This window comes from Pseudomonas putida W15Oct28, from assembly GCF_000708715.2.
Lineage (GTDB): Bacteria > Pseudomonadota > Gammaproteobacteria > Pseudomonadales > Pseudomonadaceae > Aquipseudomonas > Aquipseudomonas putida_R.
The window spans coordinates 1-17233 of the sequence record NZ_JENB01000023.1; the positions used below are offsets into that span (position 1 = coordinate 1).

Genomic DNA, 17233 nt, shown 5'->3' on the forward strand with positions numbered 1-17233 from the left:
CTGGTACCCTGGGCCTGGTCGGCCACCCCGGCCCCTACCCCGCCTGCCCGCGTGCCGTGGAACAAACCGTAACCCTGGCCATCGGCCCCGAGGGCGGCTGGATCCCCTACGAAATCGACCTGCTGGGCAAGGCTGGCCTGGCACCGGTGCAACTGGGTGATCGCATCCTGCGGGTAGAGACCGCCGTCACTGCGCTGCTTTCGCGTATTTTCTGACGTAAACGCCACATTTTCGCCCATCAAGTTTCCCTCTCCGGGGCCGATGCCTTGGCAACACAACAATTATTTGTGCTGCCAAGCCGCCCGGGAGTCGTACATGTATCAATCGTTAGCCCAATCGCTGGGCAATGTGAGCGTCAATCGCAAACTGGGGCTGGGTTTCGGCCTGGTGCTGCTGTTGACCCTGGCTATTACCCTGGCCGGCTGGCACGGCATGGACAGCATCATCGACCGTGGCGACAAGCTGGGTAACATCTCGGTCATCCAGCAGTACACCCAGGAACTGCGCATTGCCCGCCAGCATTACGAGCGCCGCAGTGATGAAGCGTCGGTGGCCGAGCTGGAAAAAGCCCTGGCCAACCTCGACCGCCAGGTGCAACTGATGCTCGGGCAGATCGAACACCCCGCCGACCGCCAGCGCCTGGAGCAGCAGCGCGAGGCCGTGCGCATTTACCAGCAGGCATTCAACGAGCTGAAGCAGGCCGGCCAGCGCCGCGAGGCCAGCCGTAGCGTGCTCGGCGACAGCGCCGACAAGGCCGCAGAGCTGATCGGCCGCGTGCAGCGGGGCCTGCTGCAAGGTGGCGATATCAACCAGTACCAGCATGCGGTAGACGTCAGCGCCCTGCTGCAACAAGCGCGTTTCCAGGTGCGTGGCTACACCTACAGCGGCAATGCCGAGTTCCAGCAAACGGCGTTGAAAGCCATCGACCAGGCCCTGGCCGAGCTGCGCGCACTGCCGGCCAAAGTGCCGGCCGAACATGCCGCCGGTCTCGACGATGCCGCCACCGCCATGGGCGGTTACCGCGATGCGGTCACCCAGTTCGGCAATGCCCAGGCCGCCAGCGATCAGGCCCTGCAACACATGGCCGAGCAAGGCACGCTATTGCTACAGACCAGCCAGGCGATGACCACCTCGCAAACCGAGGTACGGGATGCCGGTGCGGCCCAAGCCAAAACCCTGCTCGCCGTAGCCACTGCGCTGGCACTGGCCCTCGGCCTGCTTGCCGCCTGGGCCATCACCCGGCAGATCATCATCCCGCTGCGCCAGACCTTGCGCGCCGCCGAGCGTGTGGCCAATGGCGACCTGACCCAGAGCCTGCCGGTGCAGCGCCGCGACGAGCTGGGCCAGTTGCAGGCCAGCATGCAGCGCATGACCCAGGCCCTGCGTGAGCTGATCAGCGGCATCGGCGACGGGGTAACGCAGATCGCCAGCGCCGCCGAAGAGCTGTCGGCCGTCACCGAGCAGACCAGTGCCGGGGTGAACAACCAGAAGGTCGAGACCGACCAAGTGGCGACCGCCATGAACCAGATGACCGCCACCGTACACGAGGTAGCCCGTAACGCCGAGCAGGCCTCAGAAGCCGCCCTGATGGCCGACCAGCAAGCCCGCGAAGGCGATCGTGTAGTAGGCGAGGCTGTGGCGCAGATCGAGCGCCTGGCGGGTGAAGTGGTCAATTCCAGCGAAGCGATGAACCAGCTCAAGGCCGAGAGCGACAAGATCGGCAGCGTGCTCGACGTGATCAAATCGGTGGCCCAGCAGACCAACCTGCTGGCCCTGAACGCTGCCATCGAAGCCGCACGTGCTGGCGAGGCCGGGCGTGGTTTTGCCGTGGTGGCCGACGAAGTACGCAGCCTGGCCCAGCGTACACAGCAGTCGACCGAAGAGATCGAAGAGCTGATTGCCGGCCTGCAAAGCGGCACCCAGCGGGTGGCCAGCGTGATGGACAACAGCCGCCAGCTGACCGACAGCAGCGTCGAGCTGACCCGCCGTGCCGGCAGCTCGCTGGAGACCATTACCCGCACCGTGTCGTCGATCCAGGCGATGAACCAGCAAATTGCCACGGCAGCGGAAGAACAGACGGCCGTGGCCGAAGAGATCAACCGTAGCGTTATGAATGTGCGGGATATTTCTGACCAGACGTCGGCGGCCAGTGAAGAGACGGCCAGTTCGAGTGTGGAGCTGGCGCGTCTGGGTACCCACCTTCAGGGGTTGGTGGGGCGGTTCAAGCTCTAACCTGAGGGGCGGGTTGCCTGTGCTGGCCTCTTCGCGGGCATGCCCGCTCCCACAGGTATCGCGCAGGCTTCAAGGGCTGCGCAGTACCTGTGGGAGCGGATTTACCCGCGAAGAGGCCAGTACAGGTATCGCGCAAGCTTCAAGGGCTGCGCAGTACCTGTGGGAGCGGGTTTACCCGCGAAGAGGCCAGTACAGGTATCGCGTAGGCTTCAAAGGCTGCGCAGTACCTGCGGGAGCGGGTTTACCCGCGAAGAGGCCAGTACAGGTATCGCGCAAGCTTCAAGGGCTGCGCAGTACCTGTAGGAGCGGGTTTCCCCCGAAGAAGCCAGTACAGGTATCGCGCAAGCTTCAAGGGCTGCGCAGTACCTGTAGGACCGGGTTTACCCGCGAAAGGGCCAGTACAGGTATCGCGCAGGCTTCAAGGGCTGCGCAGTACCTGTGGGAGCGGGCTTGCCCGCGAAAGGGCCGGTGCGGTTACAGCACCTGGCGCAGGAACGCCTGCGCGCGCGGGTCCTTCGGCGCATCGAAGAACGCCCCTGGCGCGGCGTCTTCCAGCAGCTTGCCATGGTCGAAGAACAGCACCCGGTCGGCCACTTCGCGGGCAAAGCCCATTTCATGGGTAACGCAGACCATGGTCATGCCTTCCTGGGCCAGGGTCTTCATCACGTCCAGCACTTCGCCGACCATTTCCGGGTCAAGCGCCGAGGTGGGCTCGTCGAACAGCATCACTTTCGGGTCCATCGCCAGGGCCCGGGCAATCGCCACCCGCTGTTGCTGGCCGCCAGACAAGCGCGAGGGGTACTCGTTGGCCTTCTGCGAAATACCCACCTTTTCCAGCAACGCCCGGGCCTTGGCTTCACGCTCGGCCTTGTTGCGCTTACGCACCACCTTCTGCGCCAGGCACAGGTTTTCCAGCACGGTCATGTGCGGGAACAGGTTGAAGTGCTGGAACACCATGCCGACCTCGCGGCGATAGGCGTTGATGTCGGTCTTCGGGTCGGCCAGTTGCAAGCCGTCGATGGCCACATGGCCTTGGTCGAAATGCTCCAGGCCGTTAAGGCAGCGCAGGAAGGTCGACTTGCCCGAACCCGATGGGCCGAGCACCACCACCACTTCGCCCTTGGCGACCTGGGTGGTGACGTTATCCACAGCCCGTACCACTTGGCCACGGGTGTCGAAGACTTTCAGCAGGTCACGGACTTCAATCACTTTGCGCAAGCCTCCGCTCGAGCCGGCTGGCAATGTGCGACAGCGGCAGGTTGATCAGCAGGTACAGGCCTGCCACGCAGAACCAGATTTCGAAGGTAGAGAACGAGGTGGTGATGGCCTCACGGCCGCTCTTGGTCAGTTCGGTGATGGCGATCACCGAGACCAGCGAGGTGTCCTTGACCAGGCTGATGAACTGGCCAGCCAACGGCGGCAGCACGCGCTTGAAGGCCTGCGGCAAGATCACGTGGCGCATCGACTGGCCAGCGTTCAGGCCCAGCGAGCGGGCGGCTTCGTTCTGGCCCTTGGTGATGGACTGCACGCCAGCACGAACGATTTCAGCCACGTAGGCGCCCGTGAACAATGCCAGCGCTGCCACCCCGGCAAACTCACGGGACAGGTTGAGCACGGTGCCGATGAAGAAGTAGAAAATGAAGATCTGCACCAGCAGCGGCGTGCCGCGCACCAGTTCGACGTAGACGGTTGAAAGGTCACGCAGGGTCGGGTTGCTGGACAACCGGCACAAGCCCGCGAACAGGCCGATGACCAGGCCCAGGGCACCAGACACCACCGACAGCCATAACGTGGTCCACAGGCCCCAGGCCAGCGGGCCGGCTGCCCAGTGGCGGGTGACGCCAATCTGGTCGCCTTCGGCCACATCGTCGCCGCGGCTCAGTTGCAGGCTGTCCTTGGCCACGTCGAGCACCTGCTCGTCACCTTGCTCGTCCTTCAGCGTGACGCGGGCGTTGTCGCCGGCAATGACGATCTCCTGCACGGTGCCATAACCGGCAGCGCGCTGAACGTCTTCGGCCTTGTAGGCGAAGTACTGCGGTACGCGGTTCCAGCGCCACTCGTAGGACATCATCGAGGTGGCCATGTACAGGCTGATCGCCAGGCCGACCAGCACCAGGGCGGTCAGCCCGTGCCAGGGCCACTGGGCTTTCTTGTGTTTGATCACGTGGGGTACTTCCGTAAATGCGAACGCGCAGGGTTTGCCTGCGCGTCGGGGTCAAAGCCGGGCTTGTGGCCTGGGCCTTATTCCATGTCCTTCAGCCAGTCCTTGTTCTTGAACCACTTGTCGTGAATACGATCGTAGGTCCCGTCATGCTTGATCTGGTGCAGGAAGTTGTTGATGAAGTTGATGCTGTCGTAGTCGCCTTTCTTCAGGCCGAAGGCCAGCGGCTCGTAGGTGAAGGGCTCTTCGAGGAACAGCAGCTTGCCGGCACCGGCTTTCTCCACGGCTACCACGTTGTATGGGGCGTCGTAAACGAAGGCGTCAGCCTTGCCGTTGACCACGTCCATCACCGCTTCCTGTTCGTTGTCGTAGCCGTGGTACTTGGCTTTGCCGATCAGCTTCTTGGAGACCATTTCACCGGTGGTGCCCAGCTTGGAAGTCAGGCGGTACTTCTCGTTGTTCAGGTCTTTGTACGACTTGATCTCGCCCGCCAGCTCCTTGCGGATCAGCAGGGTCTGGCCAACCACGATGAAGGGTTCGCTGAAGTTCAGGCGCAGGTTGCGTTCCTGGGTCAGGGTCATGCCGCTGCCGATCATGTCGAACTTGTTGGTCAGCAGGGCCGGGATGATGCCGTCGTAAGCCGTGGAGACTGCCTCGAACTTGACGCCCATGGACTTGGCCATGGCCTTGAGAATGTCGACTTCGAAGCCGATGATCTCGCCACGTTTGTTGGTCATCTGGAACGGCATGTAGGTCGGGTCCATGCCCACCTTCAAGGTGCCGCGCTTGACCGCGTCATCGATGGCGCCTGCCTGGGCCGCAGTTACAGCGACCAGGGCGGTTACACCGACCAGCAGTCGCGAAAGGTATTTCTTGATCATCACCAAGTCCCCTAGCAAGAAAAGTAGCGAATCTTATTGTGTTGGCACGGCCGTACTGGCCGAGGCGTCGTATCGGAATGGGATGCTAACGCATGGCGGCTCGGGGACATAGCGCCGGGGGGGACTTTGTTGGCCAAAATCGGTGGGAGCCCTGAAAAGCTTCGCGGGCACGCCCGCTCCCACAGGTACAGTGCATGCCTCAAGGCTGTGCAGTACCTGTGGGAGCGGGCGTGCCCGCGAAGAGGCCCGATCAGGCGCCGGCGAGTGCCGGTTGGCCTTCGTTCTCTGGGTGCAGCGGCAACAGCGGCGAGTGCGGGTCGTTCTTGATAGACGCGCGCCACACATCGATCCACGCTGCGTTCTGCTCTGCCCACACCTGCTCGTGCAGGCGGGCCAGCGCCACCGGGTCGCTGAGCAGGGCCAGGCGGGTATTGAGGTCCAGCCCTTTGGGCCCGACTTCCATGGCCTTGGCCACGCGCTCGGCACGCATCACTTCGATCGGCGCCGCCTGGCCATGACGGGCAGTGGCCATGGCGCAGGCCAGGGCGTTCTGCCGCGGGTCGACCACAGCCCGCACGAAGCCGTCATGCAGGGCATGCCAGCGGTTTTCGTGGGTGTACTGGTCTGTCGCCAGCAGCTCTTGCGGAGTGGCGTATTCCTCGGGGATGAGGAACAGCTTCTCGTCCTTGGCCGCCAGGCCCAGGCGGGTGCGGCTGGAGATCACCGAAACCGGGATCGACAGCATCAACGAGCCAACGATTGGCGCCAACCACCACAGGAAGGCCGGGTTCAGCCAGGCCACCAGCCCAGCCCAGGCAATGCCCAGCAGGGTTTGCGGGCCATGGCGACGCATAGCCTCGCTCCACGGGGTGGAGTCGTCGTCACGCTGCGGCGAGTTCCAGGTCGCAGCCCAGCCGAGGAACGCGGCCAGCACGAAGCGGGTGTGGAAGATCATGCGCACCGGTGCCAGCAGCATGGAGAACAGCATCTCCATCAGCATCGACAGGGTGACCTTGACCCGTCCGCCAAACTCGACGGCGCCCTTGGCCCAGATCAGGATGATGCTGAGCAGCTTGGGCAGGAACAGCAGCACGATGGTGGTGGAGAACAGCGCCACGGCCTTCTCCGGGTGCCACTGCGGCCATAGCGGGTAGAGCTGGTACGGTTCGATGAAGTACTGCGGCTCCATCAGGGTGTTGGTCGCCAGCAACGCCGTCGACAGCACCAGGAACAGGAACCACAGCGGCGCCGACAGGTACGACATCACCCCGGTGAGGAACACCGCACGGTGCACCGGGTGCATGCCCTTGACCAGGAACAGGCGGAAGTTCATCAGGTTGCCGTGGCACCAGCGACGGTCACGCTTGAGCTCGTCGAGCAGGTTAGGCGGCAGCTCTTCGTAGCTGCCCGGCAGGTCGTAGGCAATCCACACGCCCCAGCCGGCACGGCGCATCAGCGCAGCTTCGACGAAGTCGTGGGAAAGGATTGCACCGGCGAACGCGCCCTTGCCCGGCAACGGCGCCAGGGCGCAGTGCTCGATGAACGGCTTCATGCGGATGATCGCGTTGTGGCCCCAGTAGTGCGACTCGCCCAGCTGCCAGAAGTGCAGGCCAGCGGTGAACAGCGGGCCGTACACGCGGGTGGCGAACTGCTGCATGCGCGCATACAGGGTGTCCATGCCCGAGGCTTTAGGCCCGGTCTGGATGATGCCGGCGTCCGGGTTGGCCTCCATCAGGCGCACCAGGCTGCTCAGGCACTCGCCGCTCATGACGCTGTCGGCGTCGAGCACGACCATGTACTTGTACTCGCCACCCCAGCGACGGCAGAAGTCGTCGAGGTTGCCGCTCTTGCGCTTCACCCGGCGCCGACGGCGGCGGTAGAAGATGCGGCCGAAGCCCTTGGTTTCGCGGCACACGTCCAGCCAGGCCTGTTGTTCAGCCACGGCGATGTCGGTGTCGTTGGTGTCGCTGAGCACGAAGAAGTCGAAGCGGTCGAGGTTGCCGCTGGCGGCCACCGACTCGAACGTTGCGCGCAGGCCGGCGAACACGCGCGGCACGTCTTCGTTGCAGATCGGCATCACCAGCGCGGTACGCGCCTCGGGTGCAATCGGCTCGTTGCCGGCGCTGCTGCCCGAAATCTTGTATTTGTCGCGCCCGGTGAGCAGCTCGAGGAAGCCCATCAGTGCGGTCCAGAAGCCCGCCGACACCCAGCAGAACAGGATGCCGAAGAGGACCAGGATGGAGGTTTGCAAGGCATACGGCCACACCTGCACCACCGTGTCCCACAGCGACTGGCTGAGGATTTCGTCGAGGTCGACGAACGACCAGCCCTGGTACGGCAGGATACCCTTCATGTACCAACCGGCGACGATGGTCTGGCCGATCATCAGGGTCAGCAGGATGTAACGGCGGATCGAGCCAACCGTGCGCCAGCGTGCCGGCGGCAGCTCGCGCTTGGGTGGCTGCGGCGCGTTGGGGCGGCCGGTCATGCGCCGCCACATGCGGATCAGCACGTTGGTGCGCCAAGGCTCAGGCACAACTTTGGTGCGCTTGATCGGTGGGGCGATCTTCAGGCACAGGCGGCCGCTACCGTCGACGCCGAGCATTTCGGCGTCTTCCAGTTCGGCGGCGCTGCCCACGGTGAGGCGCGGGCCCACCGAGGCCTGCACGGCCTCGGCAGCGTCGGCGGCCGGGTTGGCCGCCAAGCGTTGGTGCAGCTCACTGAATGACGTGCAGCTGGCGAGTTCCGCCCGTTGCTCGTCGCTCAGTGGTAGGTGAGCCAGGTACTCGCCAAGCGATACTGGCCTTGCGTTTGAGTTACTCATCGGCAGGCAACTGATAGCTCCAGGTCTCGGTCAGCACTTTCTCGGTGGTGGCCGGGGTCCCGTTGGTGGGCGCCGCATCGGCGGCAGGTTGTTCGGCCTTGGCAGGTTGCTCAGCCTTGACGGCTTTCTCGGCCTTGGCATGCTTGGCTGCGGCCTTGTCCTGCTTGGCGTCCTGGGCAGGCTTGGCGGGTTCGACCGGCACATCACGCACCAGCGCGGCACGCATTCCGGTGGATTTGTTGGCTTCCTTGACCTTCAGGCGCAGGGTCAGGCGCCAGCCCTTGGTCTCAGGGTTATAGCGCAGATTGTTCTCGACCACCTCGGCGTTGTCGTCAACGCTGATCTGGCTGCGCACTGCGGCGTCTTCCGGCAATGCGGCCAGGGCCGGGCCGGCGAAGTCGACCAGGAAGGCCACGCTGCCGTCTGGCTGGCGGATCAGGTTGGACTGCTTGACGTCACCGGTGGAACGCAGGGTCTGCTTGACCGAGCCCAGATCAGGCGCCTGGAACTTCGCTTCGTCGATGGTCCAGTGCAGGCGGTAGGCGTACTCGATCGGCTTGCCTGCCTCCGGCAGTTTCTCCGGGCTCCAGAAGGCCACGATGTTGTCGTTGGTCTCGTCGGCAGTCGGGATTTCGACCAGGTCGACGGTGCCCTTGCCCCAGTCACCCTTCGGCTCGATCCAGGCGCTTGGGCGCTTCTGGTAGTTGTCGTCGAGGTCTTCGTAGTCGCTAAAGGCGCGCTGGCGCTGCATCAGGCCAAAACCACGCGGGTTCTCGACGCTGAAGTTGCTCACTGCCAGGTGTTTAGGGTTGTTCAGCGGGCGCCACAGCCACTCGCCATTACCGGCGTGGATCGACAGGCCTTCGGAGTCGTGCAGGGCCGGACGATAGTTGAGGACCTTGGACGGCTGGTTGGGGCCGAACAGGTACATGCTGGTCAGCGGGGCGATGCCCAGGCGGCTGACCTGGTCACGCAGGAACACGCGGGACTGTACGTCGACCACGGTGTCGTTGCCCGGACGCAGGGTCAACTTGTAGGCGCCGGTGGAGCGCGGCGAATCCAGCAGGGCGTAGATCACCAGGTGCTTGTCGGCCGGCTTGGGCTTCTCGACCCAGAACTCGGTGAAGCGCGGGAATTCCTCGCCCGACGGCAGCGCGGTGTCAATGGCCAGGCCACGGGCCGACAGGCCATAGACGTGCCCCTTGCCGACCACGCGGAAGTAGCTGGCGCCAAGCAAGGTCATGATCTCGTCTTGCTTGTCGGCCTTGTTGATCGGGTACAGCACACGGAAACCGGCATAACCCAGGTTCTTGGTGGTTTCCGGGTCATGTGGCACGTCACCGAACTCGAAGCGGCTCGGGTCGTACTTGATTTCCTCCACCTTGGTGGCGGTAACCTCGTTGATCTTCACCGGGGTGTCGAAGTGCATGCCCTGGTGGTAGAACGACAGTTTGAACGGGGTCTTGTCCTTGGCCCACTCAGCCTTTTCCTGCAGGAAATGGATTTTCTGGTAGTCCGCGAACTTCATGTCACGGAACACGGCCGGCAGGTTGCTTTTCGGTGCATCGTACTTCTGGCCGGCCAGATCCTTTGCCTTGGCTGCAACATCGTCAAGATTGAATGCCCACAGCTGGCCCGCGCTCATCAGGCCGACCACTGCCACACTGGCCATCAGGGCCTTGCGTAGCCGGATGCCGGGGATTCTTGATGCTTTTTGGGGACTAACAATCACGAGCAACCCTCGCCGAAAACAGATCATGAAACCAACGGCCAGCGACAAATGCCGGGTTGGCGAGCACTGTTCGGACCCCGTGAGGGCGTAATGATTCCCCAAACGGATCCAGACAATGCTCGAGTCAGAGTGAAACGAACCTGCGAACGCAGGTCCATGCAGCGCGCGATTATCCAGCAGGTCGCGTGACAACGCATCAGGCTGGAAGAACTATTTATCGTACAAAACCCCTTGTTTTCCTATAAACAAAGGGTTTTTGACCTCATATTTGTAACATAAATGTTACGGGGCCATCATTCACCAGATGCACCTGCATGTCCGCGCCGAACTGCCCGCTCGCCACGTCGGCATGCTGGCTCTTCGCTTGCTGCAAAAGATAGTCGAACAATTCAGCTCCGAGGGCCGGCGGCGCTGCCGTCGAGAAGCTCGGGCGCATGCCGTTGCGGGTGTCCGCCGCCAGGGTGAACTGCGACACCAGCAACAAGCCACCCCCGACATCCTTGAGCGACAGGTTCATCTTGCCTTGCTCGTCGCTGAACACACGGTAGTTGAGCAGCTTGTGCAACAGCTTATCGGCCTGCTCGCGGGAATCTTCAGGCTCGACGGCCACCAGCACCAGCAAACCCTGGTCGATGGCGCCAACCACCTCCCCCGCTACTTCTACCCGCGCACCGCGCACGCGCTGCAGCAAGCCCCTCATGCTTCTTCCAGGGGCAGGTCGAGCAGGCGGCGGGCCATCTGGTCGGCGGCGCGCACCAGGGCATCGGTGATGCCCGGCTCGGACGCGGCGTGGCCGGCGTCACGGATCACCTTCAGTTCGCTGTTCGGCCAGGCCTGATGCAGGGCCCAGGCGTTGTCCAGCGGGCAGATCACGTCATAGCGGCCGTGCACGATCACCGCTGGCAGGTGGGCGATTTTCGGCAGGTCGCGGATCAGCTGGTCCGGTTCGAGGAACGCGTTGTTCATGAAGTAATGGCATTCGATACGGGCGATCGACAGCGCCCGCTGCGGCTCGGAGAAGCGGTCGACCACCAGCGGGTTCGGGCGCAGGGTGGCCGTACGCCCCTCCCACGTAGACCACGCCTTGGCGGCGTGCATCTGGGCAATCTGATCGTTACCGGTGAGGCGCTTGTGGAAAGCCTTGACCAGGTCGCCGCGCTCTTCCGGCGGAATCGGCGCGATGTAATCCTGCCAGTAGTCGGGGAACAGGCGGCTGGCACCCTCCTGGTAGAACCACTCGATCTCCTGCGGCCGGCACAGGAAAATGCCGCGCAGGATCAGACCATGCACACGCTCGGGGTGGGTCTGGGCGTAGGCCAGGGCCAGGGTCGAGCCCCACGAGCCGCCGAACAGCACCCATTTGTCGATGCCAAGGTGCTCGCGAATGCGCTCCAGGTCCTCGACCAGGTGCCAGGTGGTATTGTTCTCCAGGCTCGCATGGGGCGTGGAGCGGCCACAACCGCGCTGGTCGAAGGTGATGATGCGGTACAGGTTGGGGTCAAAGTAGCAACGGCTCTGGGCGTCGCAGCCAGCACCCGGGCCGCCGTGGATGAATACCACGGGCAGACCTTCCGGCGACCCGCTTTCGTCGACATACAGCACATGCGGCGCTTCCACGGCCAGATCGTGCCGGGCGTAGGGTTTGATCTGCGGGTAGAGGGTCTGCATTGCGCACTCCGTGTGAGGATATTGACTGCCGTTGGGCATCATAAACCTGAATTGCGCTTTGAGCACCGTCCTCTAGGGCACGGCCGCAAGCCGGGCACACATATTTACCTCCAGCACGCCAGCCACACCCCCGATAGTCCCTTGCCCCATACCTAGCAAGGGCCCGCCATGCCAACCCCAGCCACTACCTCGCCTGGCATTCATTACGCCACCCTCGAGCGCAAGATCCCCGCCTGGCTCAAGCAAGCCCCGCCAGACACCCATCGCGCCCTGCGCAACGGGCAGCAGGCCCCAGCCTGGCTGCCCACAGCAATCCAGCGGCTACCGGAAATCGCCAAAGCGTGGCAGGAAGAACACGCCCGCCACCGCGAACACCAGGCACAGGTGCAGAAACTGTTCGAACAGCTACCTGACCTGCAAGCCTACGCCGCCCAGACCCTGACTGAAGCCATCAAGCAGCGATTCGGCCGCGACCTGGATGTGCACCACACGTTTCTGGTCGATGCCCGCCTGATCGACTCGGCCAACGCAAGCGACGCACGCATGGCCGTGAACCAGGCTACCCGCTCGCTGCTGCACAGCGCCCTGCACAACTTCGACCACGACGCTGCTGCGGAGAACGGCATGGACGCGCCCAACGCGCTGCTGAAGAAGTCCGTCATCCTCGATCATCGGCGCTTCATGGGCACCGTACCCATCACCAATGCAGTGGATATCCACGCCAAAGACTTCGCCGACCTGTGCCGCACCCTGGACATCGGTGGCCAATACCATGGCCTGGTGCATGCAATTTATTACCCTGCGGCCACGGCGCAGCTCAGCGCCGATGAGGTCAGGCTGTCCGTTTACCAGACGCTGGGGCGAGCAGAGGTGTCGGCCTTCCGGCAGTCTTTGCACTTCGCCCGCCTCAAAGGCGATATCGGTGAAACGCTGTACACCGCAGCCCTCGCCGCCCCCGTTGACCAGCCGCTATCGGCAACCTCGCCCGTGACGTTCAGCTACCTCGGCTTATGGGAAGCCGAGCTGACCGGGGTTGTGCTCATTACCGTGCAAGCCGAAGGGCATCAGGCCGTTGCCCTGTATATCCCTGAGGACAGCGCGGAGCCCCTCAAGGAATTTACAACCCTGGAGGCCTTGCAGGCCGACTTGCGCGACAGGCTCCAGGCCAACATCAGTTACCTGGACAAACACATCGCCGACCGCGACAAGGCATCGACGATCACCCGCCTGAAGGACCGGCTCACGCCGATCGCGTGGAGTGTCCGTGGGATACTTGAGCGTGTCCCTGATTCACATGCCACCCTGCATCCGGTCGCAGCGCCCTTCAGCCACGCGTTCCAGGGCGTCATGGCCTTCCAGAAAGCCCAACGCCATGAACAAGATGCACTGTTCCACGCAACCCCGACTGAAATCGTCGACCGGCGCACCGCCCAGGCTCACCGGGAAATGATCGCCGGTCGCGCGCTGACAGCCCTGAACATCGCCGGTTTCTTCGTACCCGGGCTGGGCGAGGTGATGCTTGCCGTCTGCGTGGCCCAGTTGGCCCACGAGGTATACGAAGGCATCGAGGCCTGGAAAAACGACGAGCGCGACACAGCGTTCACCTACATGGTCGATGTCATTGAGAACGTGGCGCTCATGGCCGCACTCAGCGCTGCAGCCAAGGCAGCGGGCAACACGGAAGGTGGCGGTGCATTGGAAGAGCCCGAGGTAGAGCGTGTTGCTGTGCCTACCCCCTCCTTCATTGAAGAGTTGGTGGAAGTCGAGCTACCGGATGGCAGCACACGCCTGTGGAACCAGGACCTGACCCCCTTCGAGCAAGACGTCACGCTCCCCTCACAGGCCAGCCCGGATGAGCTAGGGCTGTACCGCCACAATGGCAAGATCTGGCTGCGCATCGAAGACAAGGCATTTTCACTCAAATGGAATGCCCACACCGGCACCTACAGCCTCGAGCACCCCAGCAAAACAGGCGGTTATGAGCCGCCGCTGCAGCACAATGGGGCCGGGGCCTGGTTGCAGGTAACGGACAAGCCGCTGAACTGGTCGGGCATGGCACTACTGCGCCGTATCGGTCACTTGAATGCCCACTTCGACGCGCCGACGCTACAACGGATACTTGCCGTCAGCGACACCCACGAAGACGCACTGCGCCGGGCCTTGGCCGAGAACCAGCGGCTGCCAGCCTTGCTGGAAGACACGCTGCAACGCTTCAAGCTGGACGAAACGATCCGCCAGTTGCCGGACGCAAGCACCTGGCCAGCCGAGTTTTCCAGGGCTTACGGCCGCCTTGCGAGTGGCCTGGCGCCGGGAGCTGAGAACATACGGCGGGCGTATCCGAACCTGCCGGCCGCCGTCAGCGATGAACTGGCGCGTGGTGCCAGCGCCAGCGAACTGCAAATGCTCGACAGCAGCAAGGTACCGCTGCGCCTTGGCGAGGAGATCCGCGCCTACCAGCAACACATCCGCCTGGCCCGCGCCCGCGAAGGGATATACCTGTCGTGTGTGCCAAGCTGGGACAGCGACCGACTGATCATGCACACGCTTGAACGCCTGCCAGGCTGGCCCGCCGAAACAAAGCTGCAGGTGCTCCAGCGCATGTCCTGGCCTGCCCAGATGCATGGTATTGGCCCACAGGACACTCGGCCCTACCAGACCATCACCCATGCCGAGGCGGGTTACATCGTGCACGATGAAAGCCGACCGAATGCAGCAATCACAACATACCCAGACCTTTATGCCGCGCTGTACGAAGCGCTGCCAGAGGCCATGAAGCAGCTGAACATCTCAGATCAGCAAGCGCTGCGGCGACAGGTACAGGAAAGCCCCCTGCTACCCCGTGCAACCTTGAGGGCGCTACTGGGCATGCAACCTGTGCGCCCCGGCTACCGTTCACCCATGCGCTTGGCCGATGGGCGCCTGGGCTACCCGCTGAGCGGGGGCGGCCCGGCAATGCAAGGCGCCACCCGCCTGCGCCTGATCGACGCGGTCGAAGCAACGGGGCTCGTCGCACATACCGGGCTTTCGGCGGATCAGGTGCTGCTTTCGCTTGCCAGTCGCGGCCGCACGCAAGTACAGATTCTCGAGCATCTGCAGGTGCTGCTGGAGCAGCGCAATGAGCTGCAAAGCAGGCTGGCGGACTGGAGCGAGGCCATTTCACCTGTGACAGAGCAGGCTGCACGCGACTACAACGGCCTGCGCGAGTCGATCATGCAACACTGGTATGACACCGCTCTGGCTGAAGGCACCCAGCACACGGCCGAGCTCCGCATAACCCAGGTTCCCCTGGCCGACATACCCCTGACCTTGCCCGATTTCTTCAACAACCGCGTGCGTAGCCTGAGCCTGCTCGATCTACCCTCAGGCAGCCTCTCCGGCTGGGCACAGCACGAGCGCTTGCTGCAACGCCTGCTCAGGCAGATGCCGCAGCTCGAATCATTGGAAATCAGCCGGCCTTACAACCCCAGGTCAGCGCCTTCCTTCTTCCTCCTCAGCGTCCCTTCCATCACCCAGATCCTGCCCGAACTGCAACGGCTGGTGCTGACCAACCAGAACATCGCATTCTCGGAAAACGACCTCAATCTGTTGGCCGAACTTAACCAGTTGCGCTACCTGGACCTGAGTGGCAATCGCCTGGCCCAGAACAACAGCCCAAGCTTCCATGAACTGTCCCTGGACTTCCTGGGCCTGGATCGCATGCAACTGGCGCAGTGGCCCATCGGGATCGGCAGCGATGCCATGGGCCGTATCGCCCACCTGTCCCTGCGCAACAACAACCTCAGGTCATTGCCATCGTTCCTGCTCAATGAAGCCGACGCATTGCCCAACCCGACGGTAATCGCACTCGAAGGCAACACTATCAACGAAACCCATCTGCAGCGTTTGCTGCTGAACGAGCGGGCCGAGACAGCCGGTATTACCGTGGATGTGCCCGCAGAGCTCACGGGCCGGCTTGCACGCCTTCGCGATGAGCGCCAGCAGCTGCGCGACGCGATCGACGGCTGGGCCCAGGCGTCCAGTTCGAGCAACCCACTGACCCAGGCAGCGCTGGCGGACCGGCAGCGTATCCAGGCAGCGATCAGCCAATTCTGGGAGCAACAGGAGCAAGGCCAGCGATACCTTCGCTTGCAACTGGAGGATGTGGCTGTCGAACAGTTCCCCAGGCGGCTTCCGGCATTCTTTGAACAGCGCGTTCAGGCACTCGTCCTGACCCGCACCAGCGGCACCGCGTCGCAACTCGACGAACTGCTCAGCCGCTTCCCCAATGTCACCCGGCTGACCATCGATGCACATCAGGCGGCCACTTCCTCACTGGCGTCTGCCTTGTCACGTCTTCCCCAACTCAACTACCTGGAGTTTCGCAACATGGGCCTGGAAGTCGATCAGCCCATGCTGGAGGCCTTGGCGGGGCTGGAACACCTGACGTCACTGGACCTTTCAGGCAACCGCGTCGGTACCATCCGCCAGGTACCCGCACGGCTGTCCAGCAACCTGCAATCGCTCGCACTGACCAACATGAACCTGCAAGCCTGGCCCAGCTGGTGCGACAGCTTGCTGCCGCTGGAACTACTGGACTTGAGTGCCAACAGCATTACCCGATTGCCCGACCACATTCTCTCGAACCTGAACAATCCCATGCCGATTTCGTCGATCTCGCTGTTCGACAATCCGTTGCCACTTGAAACCATCCTGCGGGTGCGCGCGTTCTCGGACAGCCAGCACAGCTATTCCTTCGCCCTGGATATCCCGGGCAACTTGATGCTTGTCAATTCTTCGAGCGAAGGATCACTCGATCACCCTCACTTCCCTCTTATGGGCGACGATACGCCCAGGCCCGAAGACTGGATGCTTGGCAACGAGGCGCAGAACGAGGCCTTGCGCGACTGCTGGGAAATGCTCGAAGGCAGCGATCTGCTCCGCCTGGCGGGCCGCTTGCGCAATGCCGCACCCTACGTCGACCCGAACACGCAAGCCAGCTTCTGCGAGCGCGTACGCATGATGCTGGTTGTGGCCGCGAGCAACGACGCAGAGCGCCCGCTCATGGAAAGTATCGCCGCCGCCGCATTGCCTGACCCTGAAACCGGCTCGCAGACTTGCCACGATGGTGCACTGCAAGAGTTCAACAATATCGAGTTGTACCTGATGGGGCAGCGCCTGTTGATCGAGGCTGGCGATACCCTGCAAACGTTGCGCAGGCGCCTGTTGCAGCTGTTCAGGGTTGAACAGCTGGAGCTACTGGCCCAGCAGCGATCCGGCTCGGGCGACAGGGTTTCGGTACGACTGGCCTATCGCCGGGAGCTGGCCAGGGAGCTTGACCTTCCACTTGCCGACAGCATGCGTTTTCGAAGCGCAGCAAATCTGGCGCCTGATGAATTGTCGCGGGTGCTGGAAAAGGTCCGCAAAAGCGAACTGGGCGATGCCCTGGTCGACTACATGCTGGCCAATACGGACTGGGTTGCACGCCTGCGAGCCGAACATACCGAGCGCTTTGCCGAAATAGAGGCCCGATTCCGTCAGCGGGTACTCGACCTGGCCGGTGCTGACCACCCACTTCCCGAGGAGCTGAACCTGCAGCAGGGCCTCCAGGACGACAGGGCTCAGGAAGAGAAGGAGCTTCTCCACGAGCTGACGATTACCAATCTGAATAGCTACTGATCAGCACTGCAGAAGGCGACGCGAGGGTATGGCAGCGCGTCGCCCCTGCTCACCGCGCACGCTTTATCACCCCTGCCCAC

10 protein-coding genes and 1 pseudogene are annotated in these 17233 nt (G+C 63.1%); 4 read left to right on the forward strand and 7 right to left on the reverse strand.

Features of this window, described 5'->3' with window-relative positions:
* From AK81_RS16995 to AK81_RS30820, 3 genes and pseudogenes are all read left to right on the forward strand, one after another.
* Window positions 1-215: 16S rRNA (uracil(1498)-N(3))-methyltransferase (locus AK81_RS16995; protein ID WP_043200608.1), on the forward strand; the 215-nt coding region annotated here is incomplete at its 5' end.
* 217 nt (window positions 216-432) lie between these two features.
* Window positions 433-1377: pseudogene (locus AK81_RS30815) on the forward strand (methyl-accepting chemotaxis protein); the annotation flags it as partial.
* Window positions 1378-1518: 141 nt separating this feature from the next.
* Window positions 1519-2232 carry a methyl-accepting chemotaxis protein gene (locus AK81_RS30820; RefSeq protein WP_416733608.1) on the forward strand — a complete coding sequence of 238 codons (714 nt, stop codon included), beginning with the start codon at window positions 1519-1521 and terminating at the stop codon, window positions 2230-2232.
* Window positions 2233-2706: 474 nt separating this feature from the next.
* Here the strand turns inward: AK81_RS30820 and AK81_RS17005 are convergent, their stop codons facing one another.
* The 7 genes from AK81_RS17005 to pip all read right to left on the reverse strand — a co-directional run bounded on the left by AK81_RS17005 (window position 2707) and on the right by pip (window position 11498).
* Window positions 2707-3441, reverse strand: coding sequence for an amino acid ABC transporter ATP-binding protein (locus AK81_RS17005; protein ID WP_041168148.1), 735 nt, complete (start codon window positions 3439-3441; stop codon window positions 2707-2709).
* Window positions 3434-4396, reverse strand: coding sequence for an amino acid ABC transporter permease (locus tag AK81_RS17010; RefSeq protein WP_043200610.1), 963 nt, complete (start codon window positions 4394-4396; stop codon window positions 3434-3436). The genes AK81_RS17005 and AK81_RS17010 overlap by 8 nt, the downstream gene beginning before the upstream one ends.
* A gap of 77 nt (window positions 4397-4473) precedes the next feature.
* Window positions 4474-5271 (reverse strand): transporter substrate-binding domain-containing protein, encoded by a 798-nt coding sequence (locus AK81_RS17015; RefSeq protein WP_043200709.1) that lies wholly within the window; start codon window positions 5269-5271, stop codon window positions 4474-4476.
* 253 nt (window positions 5272-5524) lie between these two features.
* Window positions 5525-8098, reverse strand: a complete 2574-nt coding sequence (gene mdoH, locus AK81_RS17020) for a glucans biosynthesis glucosyltransferase MdoH (protein WP_043200611.1) — start codon at window positions 8096-8098, stop codon at window positions 5525-5527.
* On the reverse strand, window positions 8091-9830 hold the full coding sequence (locus tag AK81_RS17025) for a glucan biosynthesis protein G (protein ID WP_206542914.1): 1740 nt from the start codon (window positions 9828-9830) through the stop codon (window positions 8091-8093). Before AK81_RS17025 ends, mdoH begins: the two co-directional genes overlap by 8 nt.
* Before the next feature lie 262 nt (window positions 9831-10092).
* Window positions 10093-10530, reverse strand: a complete 438-nt coding sequence (dtd, locus tag AK81_RS17030; protein WP_043200613.1) for a D-aminoacyl-tRNA deacylase — start codon at window positions 10528-10530, stop codon at window positions 10093-10095.
* A complete protein-coding gene (gene pip / locus AK81_RS17035; RefSeq protein ID WP_016489576.1) occupies window positions 10527-11498 on the reverse strand; it encodes a prolyl aminopeptidase in 972 nt (323 codons plus the stop codon). Before pip ends, dtd begins: the two co-directional genes overlap by 4 nt.
* A gap of 168 nt (window positions 11499-11666) precedes the next feature.
* Between pip and AK81_RS17040 the strand changes: the two genes are divergently transcribed.
* Complete coding sequence (locus tag AK81_RS17040) at window positions 11667-17153, forward strand: dermonecrotic toxin domain-containing protein (RefSeq protein WP_081042087.1); 5487 nt, start codon at window positions 11667-11669, stop codon at window positions 17151-17153.
* Window positions 17154-17233: the final 80 nt, after the last annotated feature.